We start from the raw sequence: 17,680 nt of genomic DNA, 5'->3' as shown, positions 1-17,680 counted from the left end.
CTATCGGACTGATGATCCTCATCGGTTTAGGGTACGGATGTAAGAACGGGGCTGCAACCGCTGCGCTCGCTTCCGATGCGGCGAAACGTGTGTATGTGGCGCCGGGAGAAAAGGATGAAGTCTATGCTTTCCTTTCCGGAGGATTCAGCGGGCAAATGTCGGTCTACGGAATTCCTTCTACTCGTTTATTCAAGATCATTCCGGTGTTCTCTGTCTTTCCGGAGAACGGTTATGGATATGACGAAGAAACTAAGAACATGCTTAGGACCACTCATGGATATGTTCCTTGGGACGATAGCCACCATATAGAAGCTTCCATGACGGACGGAAAACAAGACGGTCGTTGGTTGTTCTTGAATGCGAATAACACGCCAAGACTTGCGCGTATCGATCTAAGATCTTTCGAAACAAAAGAGATCATCGAGATCCCGAATAGTGCGGGTAACCATGCTTCTCCTTTTGCTACCGAGAACACCGAGTATCTGATGGCGGCGACAAGGTTCTCCGTTCCGATCCCTCAGGCAAGTGTTCCTATAGAAAATTTTTCTAAAGGAGATTTTAAAGGAACGGTTTCTATGGTGAAGGTAGATCCTAAATCGGGAAGACTTTCTCTTGAACTGCAGATACTTGTTCCAGGTTTCGATTACGATCTATCCCACTGCGGAAAAGGAAAATCCCACGACTGGTGCTTCTTCACATCATACAACTCCGAACAGGCGTATAAGATGATAGAAGTGGGAGCATCTAAGAATGATAAGGATTATATCTTAGCGTTCAACTGGGTTCGTGCGAAACAATGTTTGGACCAAGGAAAGGCGTCTAACTTTGGTGGAGAATATTATAGGAATTATCTACCGGAGAACCAGCCTGCGATTTCCGAAAAGTTGAGCGGAGTGAAAATGCTCCAGCCTAAGGATTGCCCGGGAGTCATGTATTATATGCCTACTCCTAAGAGTCCTCACGGAACGGATGTGGATCCTACCGGAGAATATATCGTAGGCGGAGGAAAGCTCGCGACAGTGATCCCGGTTCACTCCTTCTCTAAACTTATGGAAGTGAAGGACAAACCGGAACATAGATCCGGAACGATCATGGATATCCCAATATTAAAATACGAATCCACTCTTGCCGGTGAAGTAAAGAAGCCTTGTTTAGGTCCTTTACATACCGAGTTTGACGGAAAGGGATATGCTTACACTTCCTGTTTCGTAAGTTCGGAAGTCGTAAAATGGGAACTAGGCACCTGGGAAGTGGAACAACATCTTCCCGCTTACTATAGTGTGGGTCACCTTTCCATCGTAGGCGGAAGTTCTAAAGATCCGTATGGAAAATATCTGATCGCATTGAATAAGATCACTAAGGATAGATATCTTCCAGTCGGTATGGAGCTGCCTCAGAGCGCCCAGTTGTACGATATTTCCGGAGGCAAAGCGGAACTTCTTTCCGATTTTCCGACTGTGGGGGAACCTCACTATTCTCAGATGATACCTGCAAAACTTCTAATGGATAAGGCCGCAAAAATTTATCCATTAGAAGAAAATAAACATCCTTATGCGATCAAGAATGAGAAGGACGCGAGAGTTGTTCGTGAAGGAAACACTGTCAGAGTTTATATGACTCAGATACGTTCTCACTTTAAACCGGATACTATCGAAGTAAGAAGCGGTGACACTGTATTCTTCCATGTGACTAACTTGGAACAAGACTTCGATATTCCTCACGGTTTTGCGGTGGGTGGGGCGCCTGAAATGCCTAACCTTCTGATCATGCCGGGACAGACCAGGACTTTCAAATGGAAAGCGCCTAAGCCTGGGATCTATCCTTTCTATTGCACGGATTTCTGTTCGGCGCTTCACCAAGAAATGCAGCAGTACATAAGGGTGCTTCCTTAAACGAGGGATCTTATGCAGGAACTTCTATTAAAGAAGATCTCGAAAATGAACCGGCTCCTAATTTTAGGAGTCGGTCTTTTGCTTGTATCGGTTTATTTTTTGCCTATCTGGCATATCTCCTTGGATGCTCCTCAGTATCCGGAGGGTTTGGGAATGAGGATCTGGATCGATAAGATCACAGGATCTTCTCCCTACGATCTTCAGAATATCAATTTGTTAAACCATTATATAGGAATGCATGAGATCGTTTCGGAATCCGTTCCGGAATTATTGTTTATGCCCTATGTTTTAGGATTTTTGATCTTCGGCGCGTTCGTTACCTTTCTTCATCCTAAAGTGTATCTAGTTATTTTAGGAATTCTGAATATTATAATATTAGGAATCCTGGGAATGTACGATTTTTGGAGATGGGAGTATAATTACGGGCATAATCTGAATCCGGACGCTCCGATCGTGGTCCCTGGTATGGCTTACCAGCCTCCACTTTTGGGATGTAAGGAAATGTTGAATATCACCGCCTGTAGTTTTCCTTCTTGGGGAGGGATCATTCTATTTGTTTCGCTTGGTATCCTTGTTTTTGTGATATGGAGCGAGAAGAGGAGGATAGATGTTACTAAATAGATCCGGTTTTCCGGTTATTCTATTACTATCGGTAGTATCGGTTTCGGTTTTCTGTTCTAAAAGAGAACCGAAACTTCCCGAATTCGGAAGAGAACTTTGCGCTCATTGTTCTATGGCGATTGTGGATAAACGTTTCCATTCTCAGTTATTGACAGAAAAGGGAAGAAGATACTATTTCGATTCCATAGAATGTTCTCATTCTTTCGAGAAATCCGAAAGGTATTCTTCCGGATCAGTTTGGTTTGCGGACTATGAAAATCCGGATCGAATGTTATCTGAAAAAGCAGCTGTGCTCGTCCGTTCTTCAGAACTACGTTCTCCCATGGGAGAAGGTCTTGGGGCATTCTCCTCTATGGATCGAGCCAAAAATTTTCTGAATTCTCATAAGGGCTCTGTCTGGAGTCGTAACGATGAAAAAGATTATTGATTTGGATCGTATAAATTTTCGGATCAATCTCGGATTCTCGCGACTTATTGCGATGTTCGCCTTCTTCTTTTTATGTTTTGCTCCTTCTGATATTTTTTCCAAAGGACTAGAAGTATGTAAGGAGAAGTGTAACTTCACTTCTATACAGACTGCGATCGAGTCTGCAAATCCGGGAGATACGATCCGGATCGGAAAAGGGATCTATCGAGAGGGTATGATATCAATCTCAAAACCTTTAATTTTAGAAGGTTCTGCCGGCGCTGTTTTGGATGGACTGAAAGAAAAACATGTGCTTGATATTCGATCCAATAAGGTAGAGATCCGAGGATTGAGTATTATTGGGGGCGGAGTTTCCGATACCTCGGAATATGCGGGAATACATGCAGAAAAAGTAAAATACTGTGCGATCGAGAATAACGTCTTCGAAGATAACGCATACGCGATCTATTTGGCGGAAGTGGAGGATTGTAATATTCGAGGAAATACTTCTTCTGGAAATGCTGTAAATGAAGTTTCAGGCGGGAATGGGATCCATCTTTGGTCTTCTAAAGGAATACAGATCGAAAGGAACGAATTGAAAAAGCATAGGGACGGGATCTATCTGGAATTTTCGAGTAATCTCAAGATAGAGGAAAATTTTTCTCACGATAATATCCGTTACGGAATGCATTTTATGTTTTCTTCGGATAACGATTTTAGAGGGAATAGATTTGAGAGCAACTCCGCTGGGGTTGCCGTAATGTACAGTAAAAATATACTCATCGAAAATAATCGTTTTGAGAATAATTGGGGAGATAGTTCTTACGGACTTTTGTTAAAGGAAATCTCCGAGAGTATTCTTACAAAAAACTCATTCGTACATAATACTGTGGCGGTCTTCGCAGACGGATGCAATCGTAATTATTTTACCCATAATGATCTGAAAGATAACGGATGGGGAGTGAGAATATTAGGAAATAGTGAATCTAATCAATTTGTGAAAAATGAATTTAAAGAGAATGTATTCGATATCAGCACGAATACCAAACATAGTACGAATTCATTTAAAGAGAATTATTGGGATAGTTACGACGGTTATGATCTGGATCTCGATAAATTCGGGGACATTCCTCATAAGCCGGTCCACTTTTTCGGATACTGGGTGGTAGTTTATCCTTTTCTAATGGTTCTATACAATTCTCCGATTGTGAATTTTTTGCAGGCCATCGAAAAAGCGTTCCCGATCGTTACACCAATCGATCTGGAAGACCCAAAACCGATGATGAGAGGTCATGTATGATGCTGGTAAGGGACTTAACCGTTCAATACGGGAAATCGCTCGCCGTTAAAGGGATCTCCTTCGATGCAGAGAAAGGGAATATTCTATCTTTGATCGGTCCGAATGGGTCCGGAAAAAGTTCCGTACTCAAAAGTATCGTAGGTTTAGTGAAACCGAGCCGCGGAAAGATAGAATTTAAAACAAAAGAAGAAGGATACGGAATTTCCAAGATAGGATACATGCCCCAAGCTCCTTTATTTCCTAAAAATGTAAAGGTATCCGAGCTTGTGGACTTTCTGAAAAGACTGGAGCCTTCCGATCCGAAAGAATTCCGTGAATTATTCGATCTGCTTGGGCTAAAGGATTATGAAAACGTGAAGTTTGGTTCCTTGTCCGGAGGAACAAAACAAAAAGTGAATATTCTGCAATGTTTTTCGGCTCGAAAGCCTGTGTATATCGTAGATGAACCTACTGCGAGTTTAGATCCTTATATCTCGAATCTTTTAAAAGAAATATTACTTCGGAAAAAGAAAGAGGGAGCCTTACTCGTTTTTTCCACTCATATCCTGACCGAAGTAGAAGAGATCGCGGATCGTTTTTTACTTATGTCGGAAGGTTCTTTATTGATCGATGATTCTCCGGAAAATTTCGTAAAGAGTAAAGATCGAGGGAATCTTCAGAATACATTGATGGAATTTTGGAATACAGAGTACTTAGAAAGAAAATGAACGAACTGATCCTATTCGAATTAAGGGAAAATATCCGAAGCAAATGGATGTTTGTTTTTGCAGGCTTTCTTGCAGTTGCAGCAGGAGCGCTCAACTATTTCGGGGACGAAAGCGGGGGAAGACTTGTCGTAAGCCAAATGAATTTGGTCTTATTTATAGTTCCTTTATTTTCCATTACATTTGCTGGATTGACATTCAACGATTCACTTCCTTTTGCAGAAGTGCTTCTTTCCAAATCATTGACCAGATCCCGATACTTCTTTGGAAAATATTGCGGGGTCAGTTTATCTCTGTTTTTAAGTTTTCTGGTAGGACTCGGAATTCCAGGAGTTCCTCTTTTTTTCAGCGATCCAAAATTTGCGATCTTGTTCATGGAATTGATCCTATTCGGAAGTATATTGATCTTAGTTTTTGTTTCTTTAGGTTTTTTATTGGCTTCCTTTTTTAAAAAAGGAGAATTGATCGTTTCCGGAGCCTTACTCGTATGGCTCTATTTCTTTTTACTTTTTGATTCTTTCGTCTTTATGTTGAGTATTTACTTAGGAGATTATCCGGTAGAGATTCCTGCGTTACTCGTCATTTTGTTTAACCCGGTCGATCTGGTAAGGATCTTGATCATCCTTCAGACAAAGGCTTCCGTATTGCTTGGATTTTCCGGCGCGTTTCTTATTAGGAGTTTGGGTACTTCGCTCGTTATTGTTTTGTCTATTTTGTTTTTAGCCTTTTGGGTTGTGATGCCTCTCAGCATTTCTTATAAAAGGTTTTTAGTTCGGAATTTTTAGGAACAAGAAAGAAGGCCCTCAATCGGAATAGATCTGGGGCCTTCTACACTAAGTATTAATTTAGTTCATAACGAACAAATACGTTGAAGATGGTCTGCATAGCAAGTTGAGGCCCGTTCAGATGCTGGTGAAAGGGTTTTCCTGCTTCGAAACCGAATCGAATTCCTTCTTCCATAAGAAAATTCATACCGACTAACGCGTCTGTGCGATTTCCTCCTTGTCGATTAGGATCGTTTTGAGGATCCATCTTCGGATCTAATGAACCGTCTTGTCCTTTGATATTATCCCAATAAAGTGCTTGGACTCGAATAGAAACGCTTGCCCAAGAAAATAAGGAGTAAGCGATCCAAGAATTCAGTTCGTATATATTTCCAAAACGGTATTGGTTCTGATTTTTGGAACTACGCAAATTTGCATTTGCTCCTAATCCCCAAGAGAAACGATTCGATTTTCCCGAATATGCGATCCCAGGTAAATAATTGATCGTTCCAGTTCCGGGTTGCATATTATAAGGGACTTTTTGGTTTCCCATCATCGGCATCCAGTCCCGTTCATCGATCGAGCCTGTAGGAAGTGAGATCCCGAAATTCAGAAAAAATTCATGGTCATTCCGTTTTAGAAAACGATGAGCCGCAGATAAAGTAATGTCCCCAACTCCCCCGGACTTCATTGCGGAAGAATCGAAGTTACTAGTCTCCATCAGCATTTGGTTTTTTACGACAGGAACCATGAACATGATCATCGTGTCGTCCGAGATCCCATACATTGCGCTTGTCATATAAGATTCCATTAACATGGATTTGGGAACTGACATATATCTATATCCGTTCGCAGAAGTTTGGGGAATACTTGGACCTCCCGTTAGTAAACTTCCCGTCGGCATAGAAACGCTTGGATCAAATTGAGGGAACCAAAGGGTTTCATAAGTTCCCATGGACTTGTTTCCGTTTAAAAGGCCTGACATCTGCATTCCCATATAACGAAAATCTAAAACCCAGGAACCCTTTTTATGCACATGAGGGAACATTAGGCCTGCGGGGGAGACCTGATCCGCTCTAAATTCATGATGGTGACTTTGTTCTTTGGATTCTTTGCGATGCTGCGCGTGAGGATCTATTCCTTCTGCCGCTTTTTGCATATCGATCTCATCCGAAAGAATATTATGAAATGAAAATATAATTAGAAGAACTGTTATATAAACGCGATACTTCATGATTACCTCCGAGTATCCGGATAAAAAAAAGAGGGCCGCTTAGCGGCCCCAGTGGAAACGATCAATCGACTTGGGACAAAATCGAACCGATCGTAAAAGACGTTAGTTTTGCTCCATTCAGTATGAAGCCGATCCGATTTCCGGAATAGACAGGAATATCCATCATCTGCATGATAGGGAACATCATCATGGAGCTCCGTTCCGATTGGCTTACCTCTGAGCAGGCTTTAGGCCAGGCATTGATCCATTGTTCTGAACTCGCATATTGAAAATCGATACAATACACATAATTCGTATCTGGGGTCAAGGCAGAGGTTCCCTTGCTTACAGTTTCAAAGTTTCCGGACATATCCGAATAAAATTGTTCCTTACCTGAATCCGTTAGTCGAAATGCAGGGCCTGAAATCGGAGACCCGGAGCCGTATACATATGCAGTCAGACTTCCGCCGGATTCTAGTGAAAAGGAAACTTCTATATTTGTTCCACCATTTGAACTAGGAAGAACAACATTACCTGAACTGGAAAATACTGAATCGGAAGAATGACCGCTCAGTCCCTTCTCTAAGTGAGAAGTATTACCGGTAAAGCCAAGTCCTTCTAAATTGTTAGGAGTACAATTTTGGATCTCATATCTTGTGCGTGTGGGATGCACATAAGAGAGAGTATTCGAAATTGGAGTTAAATTTTGGATGGAGCAACCTTCCTTGGCAGCCACTCCTAAAACAAGAGTCTGCATCAATTGTTGCTCGGAAGAAGTTCCGTTCGATAAGGAACCCAACTGGGAACAGTCAAAACAGAAGAATGCGAGTAGGATCGCGGTTATAGAAATATAACGAGATAACATATTTACTTTCCTTTATATTAGAAATATATACTTAATATCCCCCTGAAACAGCCTGGGCGGTTTAGAGAGGCGAAGACGTCAAGCTATGGAAAGAAGTTTAGGCGGGCGTTTAATCTTTTGAGTATGAGCTTCGGATAATTCTCCGGAATATAGATCTTTTATTTTAAAAGTATTTCCGGGAGTAGGAACGATATAGATACGAGGGGTGATTACATAATAGGAAAAGATCCTGATTTGAGAGAAGATCCTATTGCCATTCTCCTTTTTGCATGCACATTCATGAACAACTGTTTCCGAACTCGAGTGACAATTAGGACGATCTTGTTTTTCAGAGCCGGAAGATTTAGCTAAGTCTGTCTTGGTTCGGAAAAAATCATCTTCCCTGTTTGGATGAGTTTCTTTGTTGGAATTATGATTACAGAGACAGATGGAATTTCCTAAGAATAATTTTTCAAATACGCTGCCTTCTGCAGGAACAAGCAGGCGCGGAAAAAAGATCAGAGTTAAAAACCAAGCAGTAATCGTTTTCATCTCGAAAGACTCTAACGAATTAAGTTTAGCCTCCGGTGATCGTACATTGCATTGATTACGATCAATCCGGATGACTGAAAACCCTTTTTATGGTTTTGATTTATCTCAAGATCTGGATTTGAGTTTGTCTAATATTTTCCCGAAAGGTAAAAAATAGATCTGAAACAAATTACGAAAGTTCGGATCTTCTTCCTCTAAACCGAAAACCGTACGTTCCGCTTCTCCTTCTTTTGGAATATAAAGGCTTCCGAAAAGAATATCCCAAAATGCGAAAGATACGCCTATGTTCTTATTCTGAAGATAAACGTTAGTGCTATGATGGATCTGATGTTGAGCGGGACTCAAAAGTATCCGACTCAACCATCCGGGAAATCTAAGACCTATATGAGAATGTCTTAAATTAGCGTATAGATTGAATACAAAAATCCCTAAGTTCACTCCTAAGAAGGACAACATATTGATCCCATTCGGAAAAAGAAATATGGCGATCCCGGTAACGATGCCGGAGCAAAGAGCGCCTAATGAGTTCACTAAGATCGCCTCCACAGGATGTACTCTATATACCGTAAGCGGATTTAATACTTTAGCGGAGTGATGTAATTTGTGGAATTCCCAAAGGAAGGTCTTGTGGAGCAGCCAATGAGCAAAAAATCTTCCGAAATCGTTCGCCAACCAAAATAAGATGGAATATAGAAAGATGAAGAAGGTTCCCGGAGAAAGTGGGTTTTTGATGTCTCCGAAAACCTTAGATAAAGCGCCGTTTACGAAAGCGGATACTGTTGCACCTGAGATAACGAAATAACTGAAGAGTAGCGCGAATAAGAAAGTATTTACGAAATAATATTTATAATCGACCAGAGCGGATTTATGTAACCAGATCTTTCCGGATAAATTTTCGCGTAGATATTCCTTGGGTCTAAATCCTTTTTCTTTCCATGCTCTCCAGACGATCAACAAAAATGTGATCAAGATCGAACTGAAAATATAGAACCAATATATTTTTACCGCAGGAAGAAATATGATCCGGATCGGACTCAGAAGTGAGCGGAAAATCTCAGTGAAATAGACCTGCATAGACCTTATTTTCTATTGCCGGCCATATCCGCCCTAGGGTCTATTAGAATTTTAGAATATTTCATGACAAAGATCAAGAATGCGGCGATCCATAATATTGCCGAAAACAGGTAGGCTTCTCTATACTTATTCATTAAAGGAAGAAATACCCTGGAGATCACCGCTAAATTGATCAATATATAACCTAAAACTATGGATTTCGAAGCTTTGATCGGTCTGCCGGTATGGCCTAGGGAAACTCTTGTGATCATACCGTATATGAAAACTCCTATTCCTCCTAAGGTGAAGATATGAAAGGCAGAAGAAGTGGGAAAAAATCCCAAATGTGAAAGTCCATAAGCTACAAATCCGGAGCATAACCAGAAATAACCGAAATGTAAGATCCAAAGGATAGGCACCTTTTTGGATTTCCAAGGTTTCCAGAAAAGCCAACGTGAATAATTCAACATTCCGAAAGCCAAACAAAATAATCCTGCAAATGGAACGATCTCTGAAATCCAATAAGCGGCAGTTTCTAACATTAAAAATAGAAATCCTCCGTATCTTATGAAACTTTCTAATTTTAGAAATCTTTTAGGATTCGCGCCCGGAATAGCGGCGGAGGAGAAAAAAGGCATGATCCTTCCTCCGATCAATATCACAAATTGAAGTATTACAAAAAGTGAAAGATGGATGAAATGCAAACTCCATTCTTCCGGTAAAATATTCAAAAATGAAAACGCTGTCAGTATATGAAGTAAGAAAAGAAGGAAGTAAGTGATCACAACTACACGATTATGTTCCTGCCCTTTGGCGAACAAAGGTGGAGTAAGATAAAAAAGGACCAGTAGGTCACAATAAAGATCAGCGGTAAGCGCAAGATAGGAAAGATACGGGCTGGATAAAAATCCGAATCTGCCTAAGAACCAAAGTCCGAATAAAAGAGCTAAGTAGCCTTCTTTAGCCAGGACTTTTTTGGTCCAATTCTGACCTGCTGTAAAAAGGAATCCTATAATTGCTCCTCTTCCAAAACCGAAAACCATCTCGTAAGAATGGATCTGAATTCCTCCCGTCAGAAATGGAGAAGGAAGGATAGAAAACAGGATCAAGATCCAGATCAGAACTGCAAATAATGCGTGAAAGGAACTCGCTAAAAAAAATGGGCGAAAGGCAATCGACCAAACTGCAGAACGAAAATCTATAAGAGATTTCATCCTTCTTATGATAAGAAAGGATCTTTCTTTTGTCTTTGATCTGGATCAAAGAGAGGAGATCAATTTATCTAAAAACCGTCGCTGCAATTGATGGTTGAATTAGAAGTGCTTGGATAATATGTTTGGGTCTCGAACTCATAGGTCGAAAAGGCGATTGAAGTAAATCTAGTACATTTTTTTAATACAGTAAGTGTAGGATTTCTTTGCGCACAAGTTTGCGTTGTACTCCAAACTCCATCGAAAACGCCACATTCGTCCGCATCCATAGTTGTGCCCGGGGCATAATCGAAACAACCCTTGCTTTCAAAAAAGGAACCTACATAATTGCAGCTTCCTCCTCCAGAAGCATGGGTATTTCTTGCTTGGATGGAAAAAGAAATTGGAAAAGAACCGGAAGTATCGGAAGCAAGAATTTCATAATTTCCAGTTGCTTGTGGATAATGTGCGGAACCCTTGGATTGAATATAGCTTCCTGAGCCTACACTGACATTTTTCATTAGATCTGACCCGTTAGTTCCCGGCGGATAAAGGGAAACTTTATCAAGAATAGTTCCGGTTGTAATAAGATTAATACCGATTACAAAATCCTTATACGTCGGTCCTACATTCAGTTTAAAAAGTTTTTCGTCCGTTCCGGAAGTAATCGTGACAACTACTGCAGAACCATTCATCGTCAATGTGGAAGCAGTCGCGTGAGTGATTACACTTTCCAAAGGTTCTGATTTAGCTACTATTTGGTTATTTACAAGAAGAGAGAAATTATAATTTCCGTAAGGCCAATTTGAAGAATTGAAGTAACTCGTAAAATTTCCTAGGTCTTGAGCGATCCACGGATTATTAAGTGTGTCTCTGGTGGATTGACAATATTCCATACAATTATTGGTATCCGTAAGATAGAAAGAAACAGGCCCTGTCCAATCCCCTGTTCCTACTTGAGTGATCTTGTAATCGATAGTAACCAAATCTCCCGGTTTATAATTTTCAGGACTAACGGAAAGAATAGTGATCTTAGGCGCTTCTTCCGGAATTTCAACTTGGCCGTCGGAAGAGGAGAATTCCGTTATTCCAGCAACGGCGGCGAGCTGTTCATATTGCGGATTGCCGGAAGATTGGAAACAGGATGTGAATATCACGAAAAAGAAAAGAATAGAGAGTAGAAGTTGATACATTATCCGAAATTCCGGCAAACTTGCTTTTTGCTAGTTAGGAATATAGAATTTTAGGGCCGTATCAAGGACAACAAAATTAAAATGGGCAGAAGGAGCCGAATAACCCAAATAGGTTAATCTTATATGGATTTTACAAACAGAGGAATTCTCTATTTATGGAATGGCCGAGTAATGTTTGCCACAAATTCCATGCAAACCGATTTCCATTCCCATTATGCGGCTACCTTGGCAATTTCCTTAAAAAATAATATTCATATAGAAACTGAAAAAGGAAAGGAAGAATATCGAGTCGCCTTAGTAGGGCCGAATACATATCATAAGACCGTTTCTCCCGGAGTAGAGATGATCGCATTACTCATCGATCCCGAAACTTACGAATATTCATCCATCTCGGAATTTGCAAAAGTAGGCGAAGTGAAAAAATTAGATATCTCCGACTTTCAACCACAGATGGAAAAACTCTGGGAATTATATTATGGAAAATTAAATGACTACGAAGCGTGGGAATTACATTTGGATCTTCTTCGTTCCGTTTATCCTTTCCGAAAAATGGAAAGGGTTCTGGATGAGAGGATCGTCCGGATCGCAAAGATGATCCGTAAGGAAATGCCTGATAGTATCCGGATGAAAGAAATCGGTAAAAATTTTTCAGTCTCGGAAGATAGGCTCATCCGGCTCTTTAAGGAAAATTTGGGTATCCCTATGCGCAGATATTTATTGTGGGTCCGGATCTTAGAGGCTGCGAAACTTTTGAAAGAAGGTAAGAGCCTGACAGATGCGGCACATTACGCAGGTTTTTCCGACTCTGCTCATTTTACTCGGACCTTCAAAGAAAATTTCGGATTTGTGCCTTCTCTATTTTTCGGACATCTAAAATCCATTGAAGTTCGATTTTGTGAATCAGGCGATCTGATCTAATTAAAATTAGATTTCATACCGGAATCATTCAAGCGGAATATACTGCTCTCTGTTACTCTTCTCTGATCCGAGATTAGGGGACCCTTATGCCGATAGAAAAACGAAGAGGATTATTATCCAAACTCTCCTCTAAAATTTCCAAATACAATTCCGGATCCGTCCATACTCCTACTCAAGAAGAGAAAACTGGATTTTTAAAAGCGCAAAGATTGGCTTACAGATGTGTGACCGAGATTGAAAAGGAAATGCAAGAAGGTTGGACGGAACTCCAAGCAACAAAACGAATGGAAACTTTCTTAAGAGATCACGGGGTTAAAATATTTTTGCATCGTCCTTTCGCTTGGTTTGGAGATCATGCAAGATTTGACGGATACAAAAGATTCACTCAATTTCATCCTAGCAAAAGAAAATTACAGGTGAACGAATCCTTTATCTTAGATGTGTCTCCTGTCGTGGACGGTTATATAGGGGACATTGGATATTCTTCTTCACTAAATAAAAATGCCGAGTTGGATCATGGAATGAAATACCTATTAAAACTCAGATCGGAACTTCCCAAATTATTTTCTTCTTCCATGAGTTCTTCGGAGATTTGGCATAAGGTAGATCAGGATTCCAAACAGAACGGTTTCGATAATGTGCACTCTTTGTATCCTTTTGCCGTTCTTGGACATAGGGTGTATAAAGTACATTTACCTAATATTTCCTTTCCATTATTACCGATTAGTTTTGCAAGTTGGTTCAGTTTACAGGGATCTTTCGAGTTCCTCAGCCATAAGGTTCTTCCCGAGCTTCTGACTCCGGATCATGAGGGGGAGAAGACCGGGCTTTGGGCGATAGAACCGCATTTAGGAAAAGGCAAAACCGGTTTTAAATTCGAAGAGATCTTAGTGGTGGAAAAAAATAAGGCGTATTGGTTGGACGATGAAGTCCCCCACGTACAAAAATACGGAAAATTATTGGAAGCTGTATGAAATTACATCACACAATTATAATACTTACGATCCTTTTCTCTTTAGGGAAATGTAACCCTTCCGGGATTAAGATAGGAGCCCCTTATAAATTGGGGGAAATACCTCCTTCCATTTTGGAAGTCCAAGACAAAGAAGACCCTTTTTTGAGCGGACTTAAGGTGGAGATGGAAGATCTACCCGGTCATGATGATCTCATTTTCGATCGCCCAAAAGGATTCGGATATGCTTCCGGAATGGATGGCTGGATTTGGAGACTGAATTTTAAAACCGGAAAGGCCGAACAGTGGGTGAAACCGCCTGTCAATCCTGCCGGTATACAATTTGGAGATCGGAACAAGGAAAAAATATTAGTTTGTGCCTCCAGGCTCGGAGGGGAAACCTACGAGGAAAAAAATAGAGTTGGGCTTTACGAAGTGGATATAGAAAGCAAAAAGATAGATCCTCTTATTTTAGACCTTCCTAAATTAGAAAAAGAAGAATTAGAAAGAGTGTATCCCTTTTCGGAAATGCCTACCTTCTCCCTTCGAGATCTGAATTCTTCCAATTCGAGACCGTTTTCCTTATGTAACGATCTGGCCGTATCCGAAGACGGAAATCGTATCTATATCACCGAACCTTTCGAAAGATCTGATGCAGCAATGGGAAGCGGTGCCGTTCCGGAAGCGATCGGACTTTATCCTCATGGAAAACTTTGGATGTTGGATAGAAAGAAAAATACGATCTCTCTTACGTTAAGCGGATTTACTTTCGTGGATGGGATACTGCTGGATATAAGTCCGAATGAAAAGGAACAATCGGTGATCTTTACGGAAACCACCAAGTTTCGGATCATCCGAGCTTTTCTGTCCGGAAACAAACAAGGAAGTTTCGAAATCTTATTCGAAAATCTTCCCGGTCTTGCGGATGGACTGGAACGAGATGAAAAAGGAAGGATCTGGACCGGGATCATTAAAAAAAGATCGGGGCTTATCAATTTTGTGCATAATAATCCTTGGCTGAAAAGTGTTATCTTATCATTGCCTCAAAAAATCCTGCCGATTTCACATAATACCGGGATACTCGTGATCGATCAGAGCGGAAAAAGACCTCTTTATTATTCGATGCATGACGGGTCTAAAATTAAGGATATTTCAGTTTCCGTCCCTTTCGAAGACAGGGTCTATTTTCCTTCCTTCGACAAAACTTCCAAGGGGTTATATTCCTTGCCAATTTCTTCTTTGAAAATTAAGGAATAGGGTTCGGGCGATTCCTCGCAAAGCTCGGACCGGGCTACTTCGGCCTCGGGCATCGCCCTCGTCCCTTCGGGACTAAAGGCCTACGTATCCCTATCGCGGAATAATGCCGATAAATTCCAATACATTATGTTAACATAATGTATTTCTAGAACATAGGCGGGATGGTAACTAAGATATTTCCGATATTTGTCCCAGTTTGAATATCCGCTCCCGAGCTGAAAGTGACAGTATGGCTCAAAGAGCAGACTTGCGTAATTCCACCATCTCCGAGTCCCACTAGGTCCATAGAAATAGAATACTGGTCTCCGGAAGTAAATGAAACTGTGGAAGGTAGGCCGGCCGAACCGTTGAGGGAACCGATATAACCGGAACAACCGCTTACCTCCAGATCGAATGTGAATTCTTCTTGGTACCATGAATTGGGAATATTGCGGGCCCTTGCTAAATAAGAACCTGAACTTGGATCGGATGAAGTCGGTGCAACAAGAGTTAAATTGTTTGGAAAAATCTCAATGTAAGGATTACCGAAATGATTTGTTATGCCTAAGAGGAGCAATATGGAACTAGTACCCTCTTTTTGGGAAGGATCCAAATCCTGTATGACCAAAAGAACGGATCCACAATCGAATTGTAATGTCATACAAAATAGTATTACGTAATAAAAAAAGGACCTCGACATATCGGATTTCTCCATCTAATCCGAATCATGCGGAATATAACGATGAAAAAACGGATTTGTTCGGGAGTATCCGTTAAAATTTTAATGAACCTCTACTGCGAGTAAAGTAACGTCGTCTTGAAAGCCTCTCGGCCCTACGAAGATCTGCAATTCAGAGATCAAATCTTCCGCCACTTCCTGGATCCCCGTGTTTCTGCTCAAAATGGACAATACCCGGTTTTCTCCGAATTCCTTTTTTTCCTGATCGAATTCCTCGAAAATACCGTCCGAAAAGAAAAAGATCCTGTTCCCGGAAAGAAGAGGAACGGTTAGATTTTTATATGTTGCTTCTTTTTTTAGGCCAATGATAGGTCCCCTGGAATATAGATAATCCGCTCCGTCTTGTTTTTGTTTTAAGACCTGAGGAGGATGTCCGGCGGAAGAATAATACAAAACGTTATTATTCAGATCTATATCGGCTAAAACTGCGGAGAATATGACATTGAGACTTTTGTATTTCTGGCAACAGGCTGCGTTTAATAATTCTAATATACGGGAAGGTTGGTCTTTAATAAACTTTATACTTTCGAATTCCGCCTTAATCGTCATCGTAAGAAGTGCCGCCTGTACTCCATGGCCGGTGGCATCCACCAAGAATAAACGGAAATATCCCGGTTCAAGTTCGAAAATATCGTAGTAATCTCCTCCAATTTCCGACATCGGAAGGTAATATGGATGGATGGACACATTTTTACCGTTTAAGTTGAGAGTCGGTAATGTTTTCTGTTGTAATTTTTTAGCAAGAGAAAGGTCCCCTTTTAAAAGTTTCAAAGATTCGTTTAAGTTTTCCGTTCTTTCGATTACGATCTGCTCCAGGTTTACATTCAGTTTTTTTAATTCTTCTCCCAGGTCTTCTGCGAGCACGAACCCTTTGGAAAATCTGGAGGCAAGCAGCACACATTGGGAAAGTACAAGAGCCAAAACACCGTATGGGACCAAATAAATTGAGTCTATAAACTTATTCAGGTACAGCACGTCATTTGCTACCGTGGTCAGGTTTATTACCAGACTGAAAAAGCAGATCCTCGCTCCATCTATTCCTTTGGCGGACATGTATGCCAATTTGAAGAATAAATAGCTCAAAATTCCCAACATCATTATTTCCAATGAATTAATGAAGAACGACATGGTATAAAATTTTGTCGGAAGAAATAAAGCCGAAAATATAAGAGGAATACTTAAATAAAGTGTAATATTAAAAACTTTGTCCTTTTTGAATTGTTCTTTGAATACGGACTGAACATACAAAATTGTTCCGGGTAAAAGTAAAAATAAGAATAGGATCTCTCCTCTGACCGAGAACTCGTAGTTTCGGAAAATCGGGAATACGTTATAAAAGATCCTTTCCCCGTAAAAAGACACTCTAAATGCGATACACAAACAGAGCACGGCAAAGAACAATGCGGAAGCGTCCCTTCTTCTCATCAGATAAAACGTAAAATGATAGAGTGACATCACGAACAAGGTCCCGAACGTGATGGAGTCCAACATAGTAGCCTTTAAGGAAATCTGCTGAATATCGGAAGTATTCCCAAGCTGGATCGGATTCCAGATCCCGGAGCCGTTCGAATATTTATAATTCGAAACATGGATGAGGATCTCTATCTCCGGTTTGGCGGAAATAAAACTGAAAACTCCCGGTTTATAACCTGGGAAATATTCAGAGTCCTTTTTTCCAATATTCCCGCCTTTTGCTATCTCCTTACCGTTCACGAACAACGTATAAGAGGAACTGATAGAAGAGATCTTTAGACTGAGTTGGGTATTTGTCTCAGGTAATAATACTTTCGCTTTATAACTCGCGAAACCGTAACTTGGATACTTATTATCGACGTTACGTCCTTTATCCCATTTGGCTGGGACCTTTATGTAAGAAGGTGAGGATGTTTGCCCATTAGGATTGGAATCGGGAAGAAGCTTGTTCCAATAAAACTCCCAATCTCCATCCAAACTGATATTGCCGTCCGTTTGAAAATTCCATTGTTTTAGATCCAAGACCCCTTGTACGACTTTAGGGCTTTCCTTTCCTGGGCGGCAGCCTAAATAAAGGAAGAATAGTATAGATCCTAAGAGCCATAACGATATTCTATTTTTGCCCAAAAT

The 17,680-nt window shown here is 40.7% G+C and carries 17 protein-coding genes; 9 read left to right on the top strand and 8 right to left on the bottom strand.

All coding sequences use genetic code 11. The annotated features are described in order from the left end of the window. The first annotated feature begins 11 nt into the window (after positions 1 to 11). Genes nosZ through AB3N61_RS12660 form a run of 6 tightly spaced genes read left to right on the top strand, consistent with a single transcriptional unit; the run spans position 12 to position 5,708 of the window. Complete coding sequence (nosZ, locus tag AB3N61_RS12685; RefSeq protein WP_085988908.1) at positions 12 to 1,892, top strand: Sec-dependent nitrous-oxide reductase; 1,881 nt, start codon at positions 12 to 14, stop codon at positions 1,890 to 1,892. Between the two features lie 12 nt (positions 1,893 to 1,904). After that, positions 1,905 to 2,513, top strand: coding sequence for a hypothetical protein (locus tag AB3N61_RS12680; RefSeq protein ID WP_020768757.1), 609 nt, complete (start codon positions 1,905 to 1,907; stop codon positions 2,511 to 2,513). Continuing rightward, a complete protein-coding gene (locus AB3N61_RS12675; RefSeq protein WP_020768915.1) occupies positions 2,500 to 2,940 on the top strand; it encodes a nitrous oxide reductase accessory protein NosL in 441 nt (146 codons plus the stop codon). The genes AB3N61_RS12680 and AB3N61_RS12675 overlap by 14 nt, the downstream gene beginning before the upstream one ends. Next, entirely contained in the window at positions 2,924 to 4,219 is a 1,296-nt protein-coding gene (locus tag AB3N61_RS12670) for a nitrous oxide reductase family maturation protein NosD (protein ID WP_020768913.1), read from the top strand. Before AB3N61_RS12675 ends, AB3N61_RS12670 begins: the two co-directional genes overlap by 17 nt. Then, entirely contained in the window at positions 4,216 to 4,926 is a 711-nt protein-coding gene (locus AB3N61_RS12665) for an ABC transporter ATP-binding protein (protein WP_036089108.1), read from the top strand. The genes AB3N61_RS12670 and AB3N61_RS12665 overlap by 4 nt, the downstream gene beginning before the upstream one ends. Next, a complete protein-coding gene (locus AB3N61_RS12660; RefSeq protein ID WP_020768848.1) occupies positions 4,923 to 5,708 on the top strand; it encodes an ABC transporter permease in 786 nt (261 codons plus the stop codon). Before AB3N61_RS12665 ends, AB3N61_RS12660 begins: the two co-directional genes overlap by 4 nt. 55 nt (positions 5,709 to 5,763) lie before the next feature. Here the strand turns inward: AB3N61_RS12660 and AB3N61_RS12655 are convergent, their stop codons facing one another. From AB3N61_RS12655 to AB3N61_RS12630, 6 genes are all read right to left on the bottom strand, one after another. Beyond that, positions 5,764 to 6,921: a transporter gene (locus tag AB3N61_RS12655; protein ID WP_020768768.1), complete on the bottom strand. Its 1,158-nt coding sequence runs from the start codon at positions 6,919 to 6,921 to the stop codon at positions 5,764 to 5,766. A gap of 61 nt (positions 6,922 to 6,982) precedes the next feature. After that, entirely contained in the window at positions 6,983 to 7,765 is a 783-nt protein-coding gene (locus tag AB3N61_RS12650; RefSeq protein ID WP_257588060.1) for a hypothetical protein, read from the bottom strand. Between the two features lie 78 nt (positions 7,766 to 7,843). Further along, the gene (locus AB3N61_RS12645; protein WP_020768862.1) at positions 7,844 to 8,296 is read right to left on the bottom strand and encodes an LIC_11090 family protein; all 453 of its coding nucleotides are present in this window, start codon (positions 8,294 to 8,296) and stop codon (positions 7,844 to 7,846) included. A 105-nt stretch (positions 8,297 to 8,401) separates the two neighbouring features. Then, entirely contained in the window at positions 8,402 to 9,370 is a 969-nt protein-coding gene (locus tag AB3N61_RS12640; protein ID WP_020768879.1) for a sterol desaturase family protein, read from the bottom strand. A gap of 5 nt (positions 9,371 to 9,375) precedes the next feature. After that, positions 9,376 to 10,563, bottom strand: a complete 1,188-nt coding sequence (locus AB3N61_RS12635; RefSeq protein ID WP_020768774.1) for an NnrS family protein — start codon at positions 10,561 to 10,563, stop codon at positions 9,376 to 9,378. 68 nt (positions 10,564 to 10,631) lie between these two features. Next, positions 10,632 to 11,732 carry a hypothetical protein gene (locus AB3N61_RS12630; RefSeq protein ID WP_020768884.1) on the bottom strand — a complete coding sequence of 367 codons (1,101 nt, stop codon included), beginning with the start codon at positions 11,730 to 11,732 and terminating at the stop codon, positions 10,632 to 10,634. 171 nt (positions 11,733 to 11,903) lie between these two features. On the opposite strand from AB3N61_RS12630, the gene AB3N61_RS12625 reads away from it, so the two are divergent. The 3 genes from AB3N61_RS12625 (at position 11,904) to AB3N61_RS12615 (ending at position 14,859) form a co-directional block, all read left to right on the top strand. Beyond that, a complete protein-coding gene (locus tag AB3N61_RS12625; RefSeq protein WP_020768844.1) occupies positions 11,904 to 12,650 on the top strand; it encodes a helix-turn-helix transcriptional regulator in 747 nt (248 codons plus the stop codon). Positions 12,651 to 12,736: 86 nt separating this feature from the next. Further along, positions 12,737 to 13,624, top strand: coding sequence for a M24 family metallopeptidase (locus AB3N61_RS12620; protein WP_020768903.1), 888 nt, complete (start codon positions 12,737 to 12,739; stop codon positions 13,622 to 13,624). Then, a complete protein-coding gene (locus AB3N61_RS12615) occupies positions 13,621 to 14,859 on the top strand; it encodes an SMP-30/gluconolactonase/LRE family protein (RefSeq protein WP_367897762.1) in 1,239 nt (412 codons plus the stop codon). The genes AB3N61_RS12620 and AB3N61_RS12615 overlap by 4 nt, the downstream gene beginning before the upstream one ends. A gap of 145 nt (positions 14,860 to 15,004) precedes the next feature. Here the strand turns inward: AB3N61_RS12615 and AB3N61_RS12610 are convergent, their stop codons facing one another. Then, positions 15,005 to 15,538 (bottom strand): hypothetical protein, encoded by a 534-nt coding sequence (locus tag AB3N61_RS12610; RefSeq protein WP_367897761.1) that lies wholly within the window; start codon positions 15,536 to 15,538, stop codon positions 15,005 to 15,007. An 81-nt stretch (positions 15,539 to 15,619) separates the two neighbouring features. After that, positions 15,620 to 17,677 (bottom strand): SpoIIE family protein phosphatase, encoded by a 2,058-nt coding sequence (locus AB3N61_RS12605; protein ID WP_367897760.1) that lies wholly within the window; start codon positions 17,675 to 17,677, stop codon positions 15,620 to 15,622. Between the last annotated feature and the right edge of the window lie 3 nt (positions 17,678 to 17,680).

The sequence above is a fragment of the Leptospira sp. WS58.C1 genome (assembly GCF_040833995.1).
Taxonomy (GTDB): domain Bacteria; phylum Spirochaetota; class Leptospiria; order Leptospirales; family Leptospiraceae; genus Leptospira_B; species Leptospira_B cinconiae.
Note: the sequence above shows the minus strand (reverse complement) of the source record. Positions and strands in the feature narration are given on the sequence as shown.